A 15,159-nucleotide genomic window follows, 5' to 3' on the forward strand; every position below is an offset into this window, starting at 1 on the left:
GCTATTGCTGATGCGCAGTAACCGACTGGCGGCCTGAAACGCGATCGTACACGGCCGCCAATACCAGCATCACCAGAGAAGGCGGCAACCATGCCAGCCCCTGATCGGCTAAGGGCAGATTTTGGGTAATTGCTGGCAGCATTGCCTTAAAGTTGGTGCTTTTTATTGCATCGACAATGCCAAATACCAGACTGACCAGCATAACCGGAGCAATAATTATCGTGCTTTTCTTCCACCATTTCAGGGTAAAACTCAACAGTACCAGCACGATACAAGGCGGGTAAATCGCAGTTAACACTGGAATTGAGATCTGAATCAGATGGCTGAGACCAAGATTTGACACCACCATGGAGAACAGCCCCAGAATAAACACCAACTGACGGTAGGTTAGAGGCAATAACTGCTCAAAAAACTCCGCACAGGCACAGGTCAGCCCCACCGCCGTCACCATACAGGCTACAAAAATCAGCGCAGCAAGGAACAGGCTGCCCATGTTGCCAAACGTATGTTGAACATAGGCATGGAGAATGGCCGCACCATTCGCATCCTGGGCAACGATAGAGGCACTGTCAGAGCCGAGTTTAAACAGTGCAAGGTAGACCAGCGTCAGGCCCACCCCGGCAATCAGTCCGGCGATAACGGTGTAACGCGTCAGCAGTTTCGCATCGCTGATCCCACGTGAGCGGGCAGCGTTCACAATCACGATCCCAAACACCAGCGCCCCGAGAGTATCCATGGTCAGATAACCGTTCACAAAGCCGCTGGAAAAGGCCGCTCGCTGGTAATCCACCGTGGCAGGTGAAAGGCCCCCTGCTGGCCACAGCAGCGCTGCTACGCCCAGTACGGTCAGGGCAAAAATTTTCAGCGGGGCCAGTACGTGGCCAACGGTATCCAGCAGTTTGCCCGGATAGAGGGAAATACCAATGACCAGAGCGAAGTAAACCATGCTGTAAATGGCCAGTGGCCATTCGCCATCGCCCGACAGCGGTGCAATCCCCACTTCAAACGACACGGTCGCCGTGCGTGGCGTTGCAAACAGAGGTCCGACGGCCAGATAGCACACTGTAGCCAGCACCACGCCAGCGGCTTTTCCGATCGGTAAGCTGAGGGCATCAATACCGCCGCCGACGCGCGCCAGCGCAATGACGGTCATCACCGGCAGACCCACGGCCGTGATTAAAAAGCCAAGCGCGGCGATCCAGACGTGCTCGCCGGACTGAATGCCCACCATCGGTGGGAAGATGATGTTCCCGGCCCCCACAAACAGGGCAAACGTCATAAAGCCCAGTGCCAGAATATCTTTGGAAGTTAAACGATGTGTCATAAGAAATCGTGTTGCCCGTGATGGTGTGAAAAATCGTGTTATCAGGCTTTTTTATAAAGACCTGTGCCCCTGATGGCTCTAAATACGTGGTCTGATGCAACCTATGCAGTGGAAATCACTTACATTAGGTTTATCAACAGCGAATGTGAGCTGATTATTTTCTGTATGCAGAGGGATGACGAAAAAACGGGGGTAAGTAGAACGTTTATAGCGGCGAAAGGCAATACGGGATCGGAAAAGCAGGATGATATAGTGTAAAAAACTGCATAACCAGTGCATATATTTAGTTATAAGAAAAAATGCGTTACATGATTTGTATTTTTTTTGCCCGGTGCGGCGTTAATTTCTGCACTATATGTACTGCTGATGCACAAAGGGCGCGCAAAGTCGCGCCCCGTACACAGAATGATGCTGACCTACCAGACGCGGCTGGCGGCCTCCACGACCAGACGTACTTTTGCCCACTGCTGTTCTTCGGTCAGGCTGTTGCCCTCTTCGGTGGAGGCAAACCCACACTGCGGGCTGAGGCAGAGTTGATCCAGGCTGACAAAGCGAGCGGCTTCATGCAGACGTTTTTCCACTGTTTCCACCGCTTCCAGTTCACCGGTCTTGGTCGTCACCAGGCCCAGCACCACCTGCTGTTTGCCTGGCTTGATAAAGCGCAGTGGCTCGAAGCCGCCTGAACGTTCGTTATCATACTCCAGGAAGAAGGCATCAATGTTGACTCCGCCAAACAGAATTTCTGCCACCGGTTCATAGCCACCTTCAGAAATCCAGGTGGAACGGAAGTTACCGCGACAGACATGCAAACCGATCACCAGGTCGTCCGGCTTACCTTCAATCGCCTTATTCAGCACGCGGGCATAAGTGCGCGCCAGCGCTTCCGGATCGTCACCGCGCTCACGGATCTGCTGTTTCTGATCGTCAGAACAGAGATAGGCCCAGACCGTATCGTCCAGCTGCAGATAGCGGCATCCGGCCTTATAAAAAGCATTAATCGCATCACGATAAGTCCGGGCAAGATCGTCAAAATAGACATCAAGATCAGGGTAAACATCAGCATCAATGACTTTACGCCCACCGCGAAAATGCAGCACGCTGGGGCTTGGGATGGTCATTTTGGCGACGGCATCACCGCTGATGCTTTGCAGGAAGCGGAAATCATCCAGCATCGGATGGTCGCTGAAGCCAAGCTTACCGGTCACTTTCACGCCACGCGCTTTGGTCTGTACGCCGTTAAACTGAATGCCCTGTTCAGCCTCATAGCGCTCCACCCCATCCAGTCCGTCAAAGAAGTCGAAGTGCCACCAGGCGCGGCGGAACTCGCCATCGGTCACCACCTGCAGGCCGCTTTCACGCTGGCGAGCCACAACCTGACGGATCGCATCATCTTCCACCCGGCGCAGCGCAGCGGCATCGATCTCACCGGCTTCGAACTGCTTACGGGCCTGTTTAATTTCAGCGGGACGAAGGTAGCTGCCCACCACTTCGGCACGGTATGGGGTGAATGTTGTCATGATGAAAGCCTCCTGGCCTGCGCGTGGCCGCATAATTTAGTGACGAAATAGTTACCGTAGGTTATCCATGGACTTCCGGACGTCTACATGTCTGTCACTAAGAGTGTCATGAGAATCTTTCAGGGGCAAACGAGGAAATTTCATCGTACATGAATAAAATTCAACTCTGCTTATTGTCGCCGCTTGCTGTCACGGCGCTAACATTGCGCGGGCGCGCTGCATTTGCTGCTCCGACAGCGGCAGATAGCCCGCCTGGCTGACCAGCGCCTGCCCCTGCGGCGAGAGCGCTAAACGCAGGAATGCGGCGGTGAGGGGCTCCAGCGGTTTATCCGGGGCTTTATTGACGTAAATATAGAGGGGACGGGCATAGGGATAGCGTCCGCTGCGGATATTGTCGATGCTGGGCGCAATCCAGTCGTTGCCCTCTCGCGCCACCGGCACGGTTTTTACCCCGCTGATATGAAACCCGGCGCTGGCATAACCAATTCCGTTCAGCGTTCCTGCTACCGCCTGCACGACGGCTGCCGATCCGGGATACTCACCGACATCGTGGCGAAAATCGCCGTTACACAGCGCCTGCTGTTTGAAAAACCCCCAGGTTCCGGAGGCCGAGTTACGGCCAAAGCGCTGCAGGCCCCGTGTCGCCCAGCCGGGCTGAGTAAGCTGTAAATCCCCCCAGGTTCGGGGCACCGACAGGCCACCACAGCGGCGGGTAACAGAAAAAATGGCATCCAGCTGCTGTGCATTCAGGCCGGTAAGCGGATTGTCCTGATTGACCACCACCACCAGCGCATCCATTGCCACCGGAACGGCCAGTGGGGGATAGCCGTAGTTATCCTCAAACAGCTGACGCTCGGTGGCCTGCATCGGTCGGCTCATCGCCCCAAGCTGGGCGGCCCCGGCCGCCAGTGCGGTCGGAGCTGTTGATGAACCCGCCGCCTGGATCTGAACGTTTACCCCAGGGTACTGCCGGTTAAAGCTATCCCCCCACAAGGCCATCAGGTTACCCAGCGTGTCAGAGCCGACGCTGGTCAGATTGCCTGCCAGCATTCCCTCTTTCGCCGTCGCCGGTGACATCACCAGCACCAGCGCCAGCGCGATTAACGTTTTCATTGCATGGGTTCCGTAAGACTTAACGCAGCGCATTCTCAGCCAGTCCGGCACTGACAATCAATCGGAGTGGTAGCTGAAAGCTGAAACAGGTTTCGCTGCCGGGCTTGCTGGTGATATCCAGCCGCGTATTGTGGTGGCTGAGCGCGTGTTTGACAATCGCCAGCCCTAATCCGCTGCCGCCGGTCTGTCGGGAACGCGCTTTATCCACCCGGTAGAAACGCTCTGTCAGCCGCGGCAGGTGTTCCGGTGCGATGCCCGGCCCGTTATCTTTCACCTTAAACTGGGCCCCCTGGGGGTTGCGCAGCCAGCTGACATCAATGCGCGTCCCGTCCGGCGTATGATTGACGGCGTTATACACCAGATTAGAAATCGCACTACGCAGTTGCTCGTCATTGCCAAACACGCGCAAATGGGGGTCCGTGTGAAAATGAATCTCATGGCGGCCATTACTGAGGGTTTCCGCTTCCCGCTGCAGGACCCGGAGCATCATCGGCACATCCACTTTTTCCTGCAGATCGAGCGCCGGAGCCGCCTCAATGCGGGACAAGGTCAGCAGCTGTTTCACCAGGCTGTCCATGCGTTTGGTTTGCTCCTGCATGGTATGCAAGGCCTTGTCACGCAGACTGCCCTCCAGCACGGAGTCATTCATCATCTCCAGATAGCCCTGCAGCACGGTTAACGGCGTGCGTAGCTCATGGCTGACATTCGCAAAGAAATTGCGGCGTGCCCCCTCCAGTTGGTGCATCTGCGTTACATCTCGCGCCACCAGTAGCCACTGCCCTTCACTGTAGGGCATGACGCGGAACTCAAGATGACGGTGGCTGTTCAGCACCAGCGTCAGCGGACGGGTAAAATCGCGCTGGCGCAGATAACGGGTAAACTCAGGATAACGCAGTAAATTCAGGATGTTCTGGCCGTTATCTTCCGGCCAGCGCAGCCCCAGCATCTGCTGTGCCAGACCGTTACACCAGAAAATGGTGCCCTCTTCGGTGGTCAGTACCACCGCATCGGGCAGTGATTCGGCACCACTGCGAAAGCGCTTGATCAGATGGCCGAGCTCACGGCGGCGGCGGCGGTTACGCGCCTGCATTTGATACAGACCGTAGAACAGCGGTTCCCAGCTGCCACGGCCGCTGGGAGGCGTCATGCTGCGGTCAACCCACAGCCAGTGAGAGAGTCGAAGTAAGTTGTTGAAATGAAAACCCAGCACACACAGTACTGAGACTAACAGCAGCCAGGGCAGCCCACCCACCAGCAGCCCGAGGATCAGTGCGGGCAGACCGGCGAGCAACAGCTCAAGCAATAATCTCTTCCAGGAGAGGCGTTCCAACACGGTTCAGACTCCAGCGCGAACGATCAATAGCGTGCAGAGAAACGATAACCTGTACCGCGAACCGTCTGCACCATACGATCGTGCCCGGTCAGTTCCAGCGCTTTACGCAAACGACGGATATGGACGTCGACGGTACGATCTTCGACGTAAACGTTAGTCCCCCAGACGTGGTTTAGCAACTGCTCGCGGCTGTAGACACGTTCCGGGTGGGTCATAAAGAAGTGCAGTAATTTATATTCCGTCGGCCCCATTTCCAGCGGCTGCGTGTCGGACATCACGCGATGCGAGGACGGGTCAAGACTCAGCCCCTGCATCTCGATAACCTCTTCCACTGCCATCGGGGAGATACGACGCATCACGGCCTTGATGCGTGCCACCAGCTCTTTCGGTGAAAAAGGTTTGGTGATGTAATCATCCGCGCCCACTTCCAGGCCACGCACGCGATCCTCTTCCTCACCGCGCGCCGTCAGCATCATCACCGGAATATCCCGGGTCATGGCTTCACGCTTCAGGTGTTTGATAAACTGGATGCCTGAACCGCCCGGTAACATCCAGTCCAGCAGGATGAGATCCGGCCAGGGCTCAATCAGCAAGTTAACTGCGCTGTCATAGTCCTCGGCTTCGATCGGTTGATAGTCATTTTGTTCCAGAACGAAACACAACATCTCACGGATTGGGGCTTCATCTTCCACCACCAGAATTCGCTTGGCCATTATTGCTCCTGCTGCTGTGACAGGTTGTCACGGGGATATGCGGCGCCATTATGCGTCAGTTTTATGACACTTTTATGAAAAAAGCACCCCCTGAAGGCATTGATGGACTTAAATAAAATCCCCCGCACCGCATTAATCTGCCTGGCGTGAATAATTCGGCAGGCAGGACGGGTATACTTCCCGCCATGCATTTCCGCCATGAAAGGACCCCCATGCGCATCATTCATACTGCCGACTGGCATCTTGGCCAGTTTTTCTACACCAAAAGCCGGGCGGCTGAGCACCAGGCCTTTCTTGACTGGCTGCTGGAAAAAGCAGAAGCGCAGCAGGCGGACGCCATTATCGTCGCCGGGGATATTTTTGATACCGGCTCGCCGCCGAGCTACGCACGCGAGCTGTATAACCGCTTTGTCGTCAGACTCCAGCAAACCGGCTGTCAGCTGGTGATCCTGGGCGGTAACCACGATTCGGTGGCGATGCTGAACGAATCGCGCGAGCTTCTGGCGTGCCTGAATACCCGGGTGATCGCGGCTGCCAGTGACGATGTCAGCCAGCAGGTCCTGATGTTGAATCGCCGCGATGGCCAGCCCGGCGCGCTGCTCTGCGCGATCCCCTTTTTACGTCCACGCGATATTCTGCGTAGCCAGAGTGGACAGTCAGGGCGGGAGAAGCAGCAAAGCCTGCTGGAAGCCATTACCGATCATTATCAACGTTGCTGGCAGGAGGCGCTGAGGCAGCGGGAGGCGCTGGGACTGACGCTGCCTATTATAGCGACCGGCCATCTGACCACTCTGGGGGTGACCAAAAGCGACGCCGTGCGCGATATTTACATCGGCACACTGGACGCCTTCCCCGCCGACTGTTTTCCCCCGGCAGACTACATTGCCCTCGGCCACATTCACCGTGCCCAGCGCATTGCCAACAGCGACCATATTCGTTACAGCGGCTCACCCATTCCGCTCAGTTTTGATGAGTTGGGTAAAGCCAAAAACGTGTTTCAGGTCGACTTCGACGCGGGCCGTTTCGTTGCCGCTGAGGCGCTGCCGATCCCGTCCTTCCAGCCGATGCAGATGATTAAAGGATCGCTGGAGCAGATCGAACAGCAGCTGGCGGCGCTGACGCCCGATCCGCAGGGCAGAACCATCTGGCTGGATATTGAAATCGTCACCGAGGCCTATCTCAGTGAGTTACAGCGCCGCATTCAGGAGCTGACCGCACCGCTGCCGGTGGAGGTGGTGCTGTTGCGCCGCAGCCGCGAACAGCGGGAGCAGGTTATCGCCCGGCAAAATAATGAAACCCTTAGCGAACTGAGCGTTGAGGAGGTTTTTTCCCGCCGCCTGGCCCAGGAAACCGATGAACCGGAACGTCAGGCGCGGGCCAGCGCGCTCTTTGCTCAAACGCTCGAAGCGGTGCGCCATGAGGAGCAGCCCTGATGAAAATCCTGACCTTACGCTTTAAAAACCTCAATTCGCTCAAAGGTGAATGGAAAATTGATTTTACCGCTGAGCCGTTTGCCAGCAACGGGCTGTTTGCCATCACCGGCCCGACCGGTGCGGGAAAAACCACGCTGCTGGATGCCATCTGCCTCGCGCTGTATCACGAAACGCCACGGCTCAAGAGCATTACCCAGTCACAAAATGACCTGATGACGCGTGACACTGCCGAATGTCTGGCCGAGGTGGAATTTGAGGTAAAAGGGGTGGCGTGGCGCGCCTTCTGGAGCCAGAACCGTGCACGCGGTGCCGCTGACGGCAATTTACAGGCCCCGCGCGTGGAACTGGCGCGCTGCGATGATAATCAGATCGTGGCCGACAAAGTCAAAGACAAGCTGGAGATGATCGCCACGCTGACCGGACTGGACTTTGAGCGCTTTACGAAGTCCATGATGCTGTCGCAGGGCCAGTTCGCCGCCTTTCTCAATGCCGATGCCAATAAACGCGCTGAACTGCTGGAAGAGCTGACCGGGACCGAAATTTACGGAAGACTCTCTTCGGCGGTGTTTGAACGACACAAACAGGCGAAGGTGTTACTGGATACCCTGAGGGCGCAGTCCGGCGGCATGGCTTTGTTAAGCGAAGCGCAGCAGGACAGCCTGAATACGCAGCTGGCACAAAGCATTGCGGAGGAGCAGGCACTTACTTCGCAGCAGCAGGGCCGGCAGCAAAAAGTGCATGAACTGCAACAGCTTGAGCAGCTGCAACGGGAACGGCAGTTGCTGATCACCCGCGCACAGCAGCTGGACGAACAGCGGCAGCAGGCGCACACCGCACTGACGGCAGTGGCGGTGGCACAGCAGCAGGCTTTGCTGGCGCAGGAGCAGCACCAGACGCTGCATCTGCAGCAGGACACTCTGATAGCCGAAAAAGTGCTGCCGCTCGATCTGCAACTTAGCGCTCTGCGGGAGCAGGTTCAGCAGCTGGCGCGTGAGCAGAATGAGCATCAGCAGACTTTCGCTTCCCGTCAGCAGGAAAGCGTGCAGAACCTTCAGTTGCAGACGGAAAAACAGTTGCAGCAGCGACAGCTTAACGACTGGCGCAGCGCCCATGCGCAGTATGAACGTTACGGAGAGTCTCTGCCGCTGTGGCGGGAACGTTTCCGTCAGCAGCAAGAGAGTGAGCAGTCACTCACATCTTTGCGCCAGCAGGTGGCGACCCGCCAGCAGGCACTGGTGCAGTATGAACAGGCCTGCGAGCGGCTTCAGCAGCAGCAGACGCCGCTACAGCAGCAGCTCTCCGCCGCAGAACAGGCACTTGCTCAGGCCCGGCAGCAGCTGGTGCCGCTGCAACAGCAGCACCCGGAAGAAACCCTGCGCGCAGCGCTGGCGCAGTGTGCCCGGCAGCGGCCCCAGCGCCTGCTGCTGGCAACGCTGCTTCCGCAGGGTCAGCAGCTGAACGGCCGCCTGGTCCGGTTACAACAGGAACATCAGGCGCTGACGCAGCAGATCCAGAAAAACAGTGAGCAGTTACTTACGCTGCGTGCGTTATGGAAAGAGAAGTATCAGCATCAGCAGGATCTTGATAAACGCTGTGAGCTGGAACGGCGCATTGCCGATCTGGAGCAGCACCGGGCGCAGCTGGAAGCCGGCCAGCCCTGCCCGCTTTGCGGTTCAGAAACCCATCCGGCGGTGCAGGCGTATCAGGCATTACAGCTTTCAGAAAACCAGCAGCGGCTCGCCACCCTCAGGCGCGAAGTTGAACAACTGAAAGAGGAAGGAAGCACCCTCGGCGCACAGCTGAAACAGGCGCAGGCGCAGGAGGCCCGTCTGCAGGAGGAACGGGACGATCTGGGTCGTCAACTGCAGCAACTGGAACAGCAGTGGCAGAACGCCGCGGGCGCGCTCTCACTGACGCTGACCCCACAACAGCCTGCACAGGTCAGTGAATGGCTGGCAGAGCAGGAGCAGCAGGAAAGCACCCTGCAGCAGCAGTTGCAGCAGCTGGAGCAGGCCCTGCGCCACTGTCAGCAGCAGAAGGAAGGGCTTTATCAGCAACAGCAGGCCTGGCAACACCTGCAACAGCAGATCCAACTGCAGCAACAGGAGAGGGACGCCGCCGTGCAGGCCCTGAACGCACAGCAGCAGCAGCTTGAACAGGATGAAGCGCGTGCACAACAGCGCCTCAGCAGCCTGGCAGAAGCGCTGAGGGCGCTGGATCTGTCACTGCCGCAGGATGGCGACTATCAGGGCTGGCTGCAGCGCTGCGAACAGCAGTGGCAGGCATGGCAACGTAACAGCGAGGCGCTGGCCGCGCTGGTGCCCGAACTGGCCACTCTCGCCAGCCGCCAGCAGGCGCTGGAAGATGAACTGCAGCAGCAGCAGACACGACTGAACGCAGGGGATCAGCGCCTGCAGCAGCAGCAGTCGATGCTGAACCAACTGCAGCAGCAGCGTCAGGCGCTGTTTGGCGATCGACAGGTCGCAGAAGTTCAGCAGCAGCTGCGGGCGGCCGCCACGCAGCACGATCGGGACGTGCGCCAGGCTCAGGTGCAGTGGCAGTCGCAGCAGGACCGGATAAATACTCTGACCGGACAGCATAAATCACTAAATGAACAGTTGATTACTCTGCAGTCGAAATTAGACGATGCCTTAACCAAAACAGGCAAGGTCGACGACCTCCCTGCCCGCCGTGCCCTGCTGGAAGCTGAACTGCACGGGCTGAACCAGCAACTGCGTGAGCTGGCCAGCCAGCAGGGCCAGCTGCGTCAGCAGCTACGCGATGACAACGAAAGGCGAACTCGCCAGCAGGCGCTGCTGGCTGAGATTGCCGCTCACGAGCAACATCTTGAGGACTGGAGCTACCTGAATCAGCTGATTGGTTCCAGAGAGGGGGATAAATTCCGCCGTTTTGCACAGGGGCTGACGCTGGATCATCTGGTGTGGCTGGCGAACAATCAGCTGAACCGTCTGCACGGGCGCTATCTGCTGCAGCGAAAATCTCAGGAAGCACTGGAACTGCAGGTGATCGATACCTGGCAGGCGGATGCACAGCGCGATACCCGCACGCTGTCAGGCGGGGAAAGTTTTCTTGTCAGCCTCGCACTGGCGCTGGCGTTATCAGATCTGGTCAGCCACAAAACCCGCATTGAGTCGCTGTTCCTGGATGAAGGGTTTGGCACGCTGGATGCGGAGACGCTCGACAGTGCGCTGGACGCGCTGGATGCACTGAATGCCAGTGGGAAAACGATTGGGGTGATCAGCCACGTGGAGGCGATGAAAGAACGCATTCCGGTGCAGATCAGGGTGAAGAAGATTAACGGACTGGGCTACAGCAGGCTGGAAACGCCTGTGGCGTAGGGGCGTTCTAAGACGAACGCCCCAGCGGCATTGACGTTATAACGCCGTTTTCACTTTTGCACGCGGCCCCGGCAGAATGCTGCCGTTGCGGCCATCGGCGGTGAGCATGGTCGCTCCGGCGATGATGGCAATATCATGGCTTTTGTCAGACATGTTGCTGGACATCTGTTTCACCGCCGCGGTGATCAGCATCCCCAGCAGGCCGTTATTGCTGTTGTCCTGCGCGTCAGAAGCATAGCCCTTACCGGACCAGATTTGCTTACCGCTGCGCAGATCTACCAGCCGTGCAGTGGCGCTGACCTCAGTGACACTGTCCACGACCCGGTACTGGCTACCATAGCTGTCGATATCAATATACAGCGCCGCATCCGCATGGAAGATCTCATACAGTTTCGCGGTGCTGACTGCCTGAGCTTCCGCGCCGCTGGTCAGCCCGTTCTGCTCAAAGGTTTTGTCGACCACGGCGACCGGGAAGACATAGTAACCGGACTCGGCCAGCGGTGCGGTGACTACGGACACCAGGCTGCGGGCTGCTGTGATATCCGGGCTGCTGTTTTTTGCCGGCAGCACCACAATAGAACGTGGCTTACTGGCGCGGAACGCGCTGTAATCGTAAGGCGTTTGTTTCGCACAACCGCTCAGCACCAGCGTCGCGGCTACGGCAATAAGGGTCCATAGTTTCATTATTTTTTCACCTTATTGCGCATCAGGAAATCCATATAGGCCGCTGACTCAGGGAACAGGGTCTTTTCCATATTAAATTGCTGGAAGGCCTGGTCCGGATGGCCGGTTTCAACATAGAGCAAACCTGTCTGGGCATGGAGACCCGGCGGTACCGGTTTATTTTTCGCCTTCGCCTGCTCAACAATGGCATTCAGTGATTCAATCTGTTGTTCAGGCGATTTATCATTTTTGTAATAACTGTATATCGTGGACTGATAATCACCCCAGTAATACACGGTTTCTTTTTTTTCGGCGCAGGCGACCATCAGCAGCGCGACCAGGGTCACGCTGGCCATTTTAATCACGTTCATTATCTCATCCCTGTCGATTATTTTACCGGACGCCACGCGCCTGATTCGATTCCCTGCACCAGATGATTCACGGCTTCACGTACCGCTAAATCCATCACCTTACCATTCAGCGTGGAGTCATAGCTGGCCGTACCGCCGAAGCCAATCACTTCGCGGTTTGACAGGCTGTATTCACCCGCACCCTGCACGGAATAAACCACTTCAGAAGTGGCGACATCTACCACATTCAGATTCACCTTGGCATAGGCAACCTGAGACTTGCCGCGGCCAAGAATACCCCAGAGCTGCTGGTCTCCAACTTCTTTACGACCAAACTCGGTAATATCACCGGTGATCACATAGTTGGCCCCTTTGATGGTCTGCTGGCTGCCTTTGTACTGCGCTTCTGCTTTCAGCTCGTCAAGGTTGGCACGATCCAGCACGTTAAAACGGCCGGTCTGTTGCAGATGCGTAATAAGGATGGTTTTTGACTGATTGCCCAGGCGGTCAACCCCATCAGAGAAGACACCGTTCATATAAGAAGAGCGATTATCGAACTTACCGACGGCAATCGGGCTTTTCGCTCCCTGATATTGTGGCTGAGAAGCCGCAGCGACCTGAGGTGCTTCAATGGAACGGGAAGATTCGGTGGCACAGCCGGACAGCACCGACACGCTTAATAAAGATAAAGCAACAAGGCTTGTGGATTTCATTTCATTTCCCTGAAAGAATTCGTATTAAAATAATAACCCTGAACCTGATTAGCACGCAGATTATAGCCAGAATGGATTATTATAAAATAAAGGCGGGGCGCCTCTGGCACAGAAGATTACCACAGGGAAATTACAAAAATAAACGTAAACATTCAATTATTTTAATTTGTCACAGCCATAAATTATAAGAGCACTAAGCATTATCCTAACTTAATTCAAATAGGTCTTTCCCGATGTACATAAATAACACGACTTAGTTTTTACCCTGCCAGTTCATCCTGCCGCCACTGCCGGGGGCTGATGCCAAACCAGCGCCGGAAAGCGCGGGAGAAAGCGCTGACCTCTGAATAGCCCAGCAACAGCGCCATTTCAGAAATCGGCAGTTGCCTTTGCTGCAGGTAATGTTTAGCCATCTCACAGCGTACATTGTCCACCAGCAGGGTAAAACTGATACCTTCCTCTCGCAGACGTCGCTGCAGTGTCCAGCTCGACAGCCCCATTTTCTCCGCCACGTCCTCCAGTACCGGCTCCCCCTGCAGCATCGCCTGATGAACCTGCGCCCGAGTCTGATCGACAACATTTTGCTGTGGCGACCCGTTATTCAGACGTCGTATGGCATCCTGCATAACCCCCAGTAACAGCGGGTCGCTGTCCGGCATGGCGCGCAGCAGATCGCGTTTCGGGATTAGCAAAGAGTTAAACGGCTGGTCAAAATAGACCGGGGCGTCGAAGACTTTGCAGTGCTCGTGCCACTCGGAGGGGCGCGGATGTTCGAAATGGACTTCACGCGGTGCCCAGTTTTTTCCCGCAACGTGGCGAACCAGATTGAGGAACATCCCCAGCGTCAGCTCCGCGTCCTGACGGCGGCAGAGGATAGCGCCGTGTCTTACCTGATAATCCATACGCCAGCAGTCGCCCTTATCGACCAGTCGCGTGAGCGTATCGTGCTGATGCCACGGAAACGCAGTGGCGACGTTGTGCAGGGCCTGCTCCAGCGTGGCACTGCACAGACCGATATAACCAATCAGGCCTAATGACTGCGGTTTGAACTGCCGGCCATAATGCAAACCGAAGTTATCGCAACCGGAATAGCGTGCCGCCTCCTCCATGACACGGCAGTAGTTAATTAATCCGAGGCTGAGGGTCGGCTGCGCCAGCAGCTCCGGGTTGATACCGCTAACGCCAAAAATCTGATCAACATCCCCGCCGCTGTAGCTGATAAATTCGCTCAGTCCGCTGGCAGCCGCGGCCAGTACGCCGCGATTGCTGACGTTGCCGAGAGCATGGCTCATTTCTGGCCGGATCAGGTGATTTTGCATCATGGTGATTGCCTGTATGCTGCGATGAATATCCTGAATACAGCAAGTTTCATACCAGGCGGTAGAGTCAGCAAAATCATCTGCTTATTCTGTCAGTCGGGACCGTTAAGCACCGCCGGAGCGCAGGCTGCCCGCCAACGGTGCAAACCGATCACACCCCGACCGGCAGCTCGCGCCTTTCCAGATAGCGGCGGCACAGGCGCACGGAGTGATCGGCCCATTGCGATCCCAGACTCTGTGCCATCCCGGTTTCCGCATGCGATCCCACCCAGGCCAGCAGCTGAATGCGACGCTGGATCAGCAGCGTGGGCACCATCGCCATTTCAACATCGGTAATATGGTCGACCTGCTCGTAGCCCTGGATCCAGTGATCTATCCACTCCGCCGCACGCGGATGATGTTCGACAAAACTGATCGCTGCCGCCAGATCATGCAGATACCAGCCGAAACCGCAGTCATCAAAGTCAATCACCCGGGTTTCCCCGTTGTGCAGCAGCAAATTCGTCAGACGCAGATCGGCGTGGATCAGACCATAATACTGAGGATCCTGACCAAATCCGGCCAGGGCCGCCCCCACCCGGGCGACGGTTTCCTCAACAATGACGCCATCCTCCGCGCGTAAATTCGGTGCATCACGCCAGTCTCCCCAGTGGCTCTGCGGGCTGACCATCGTGTGATGATCCCAGATGATGCGCTGGAATCCCGCGGGACGCTGCCAGTTCCTGCTGTGCTGATGCAGACGGGCGGTAATATTGCCCAACTGGCGAAAGGCCCGGGGATCAACGTCGGTGCCTGGCATCTCTCCGTCTATCCAGTGGAACAATACGGCATGACGAACGGAACCCGCATTCAGCGTCAGCGTTTGCACCGTCTGCCCTTCGCGATCGGCCACCGCCTGCGGTACCTCAATACCGGTTTCACGCAGCGCATCCAGCCACTGCAGCTCACTTTCAATATCGGCACGCTGATGATAGTCCTCACGGTGCAGCCTCAGCGCATAACGCCTGCCCCCCGCCTCCAGTAAAAACGTGGCGTTTTCAGAACGACACAGCAGGCTGAGTTTGCCCTGCAACGCCACCGGATAGCGTAACAGTGTCATCTCAGCAAGGTGTTGCAGCTCGGCGTTGTTCAGCGTGTCATATTGTCTGGCAGTCATAGTCTGGCTCCGGGTCAGTTTCAGTCAGTACGTCCTGGCTGACAGCATCCGATCGCTTGCCCTTCTCCGGCTTGACCGCAGACTATCCTGTTTTGACCACAGCGTACCCCTGGCACTTTTTTGGCCTGCCAGTTGACTACAGAGCACAAAAATCCTCATGCCGGTG

Annotated in this window: 12 protein-coding genes; 2 read left to right on the forward strand and 10 right to left on the reverse strand. The window is 56.7% G+C overall.

Features of this window, described 5'->3' with window-relative positions:
* Window position 1: 1 nt before the first annotated feature.
* From brnQ to phoB, 5 genes are all read right to left on the reverse strand, one after another.
* A complete protein-coding gene (gene brnQ, locus K6L24_RS16525; RefSeq protein ID WP_062747818.1) occupies window positions 2–1,324 on the reverse strand; it encodes a branched-chain amino acid transport system II carrier protein in 1,323 nt (440 codons plus the stop codon).
* A gap of 416 nt (window positions 1,325–1,740) precedes the next feature.
* Window positions 1,741–2,841: a cobalamin-independent methionine synthase II family protein gene (locus K6L24_RS16530; RefSeq protein WP_118664549.1), complete on the reverse strand. Its 1,101-nt coding sequence runs from the start codon at window positions 2,839–2,841 to the stop codon at window positions 1,741–1,743.
* 189 nt (window positions 2,842–3,030) lie between these two features.
* A complete protein-coding gene (locus tag K6L24_RS16535; RefSeq protein ID WP_062747825.1) occupies window positions 3,031–3,954 on the reverse strand; it encodes a PstS family phosphate ABC transporter substrate-binding protein in 924 nt (307 codons plus the stop codon).
* A 19-nt stretch (window positions 3,955–3,973) separates the two neighbouring features.
* Entirely contained in the window at window positions 3,974–5,287 is a 1,314-nt protein-coding gene (gene phoR / locus K6L24_RS16540) for a phosphate regulon sensor histidine kinase PhoR (protein ID WP_062747828.1), read from the reverse strand.
* A gap of 23 nt (window positions 5,288–5,310) precedes the next feature.
* Window positions 5,311–6,000: a phosphate response regulator transcription factor PhoB gene (phoB, locus tag K6L24_RS16545; RefSeq protein ID WP_013200999.1), complete on the reverse strand. Its 690-nt coding sequence runs from the start codon at window positions 5,998–6,000 to the stop codon at window positions 5,311–5,313.
* A 212-nt stretch (window positions 6,001–6,212) separates the two neighbouring features.
* On the opposite strand from phoB, the gene sbcD reads away from it, so the two are divergent.
* Both sbcD and K6L24_RS16555 read left to right on the forward strand, forming a co-directional pair.
* Window positions 6,213–7,433 (forward strand): exonuclease subunit SbcD, encoded by a 1,221-nt coding sequence (gene sbcD / locus K6L24_RS16550; protein ID WP_137269928.1) that lies wholly within the window; start codon window positions 6,213–6,215, stop codon window positions 7,431–7,433.
* Window positions 7,433–10,792 (forward strand): AAA family ATPase, encoded by a 3,360-nt coding sequence (locus K6L24_RS16555; protein WP_222681658.1) that lies wholly within the window; start codon window positions 7,433–7,435, stop codon window positions 10,790–10,792. The genes sbcD and K6L24_RS16555 overlap by 1 nt, the downstream gene beginning before the upstream one ends.
* Window positions 10,793–10,828: 36 nt before the next feature.
* Here K6L24_RS16555 and K6L24_RS16560 read toward each other — a convergent pair whose 3' ends face one another.
* From K6L24_RS16560 to K6L24_RS16580, 5 genes are all read right to left on the reverse strand, one after another.
* A complete protein-coding gene (locus tag K6L24_RS16560; RefSeq protein ID WP_062747837.1) occupies window positions 10,829–11,476 on the reverse strand; it encodes a DUF799 domain-containing protein in 648 nt (215 codons plus the stop codon).
* Window positions 11,476–11,826 carry a DUF4810 domain-containing protein gene (locus K6L24_RS16565; protein ID WP_062747839.1) on the reverse strand — a complete coding sequence of 117 codons (351 nt, stop codon included), beginning with the start codon at window positions 11,824–11,826 and terminating at the stop codon, window positions 11,476–11,478. The genes K6L24_RS16560 and K6L24_RS16565 overlap by 1 nt, the downstream gene beginning before the upstream one ends.
* A gap of 17 nt (window positions 11,827–11,843) precedes the next feature.
* Window positions 11,844–12,518 carry a CsgG/HfaB family protein gene (locus K6L24_RS16570; protein ID WP_062747841.1) on the reverse strand — a complete coding sequence of 225 codons (675 nt, stop codon included), beginning with the start codon at window positions 12,516–12,518 and terminating at the stop codon, window positions 11,844–11,846.
* A 260-nt stretch (window positions 12,519–12,778) separates the two neighbouring features.
* The gene (gene qhpR / locus K6L24_RS16575) at window positions 12,779–13,837 is read right to left on the reverse strand and encodes an AraC-like transcriptional regulator QhpR (protein WP_420898691.1); all 1,059 of its coding nucleotides are present in this window, start codon (window positions 13,835–13,837) and stop codon (window positions 12,779–12,781) included.
* Between the two features lie 151 nt (window positions 13,838–13,988).
* Window positions 13,989–14,993: a phosphotransferase enzyme family protein gene (locus tag K6L24_RS16580; RefSeq protein ID WP_062747845.1), complete on the reverse strand. Its 1,005-nt coding sequence runs from the start codon at window positions 14,991–14,993 to the stop codon at window positions 13,989–13,991.
* Between the last annotated feature and the right edge of the window lie 166 nt (window positions 14,994–15,159).

The organism is Erwinia persicina (assembly GCF_019844095.1).
Lineage (GTDB): Bacteria > Pseudomonadota > Gammaproteobacteria > Enterobacterales > Enterobacteriaceae > Erwinia > Erwinia persicina.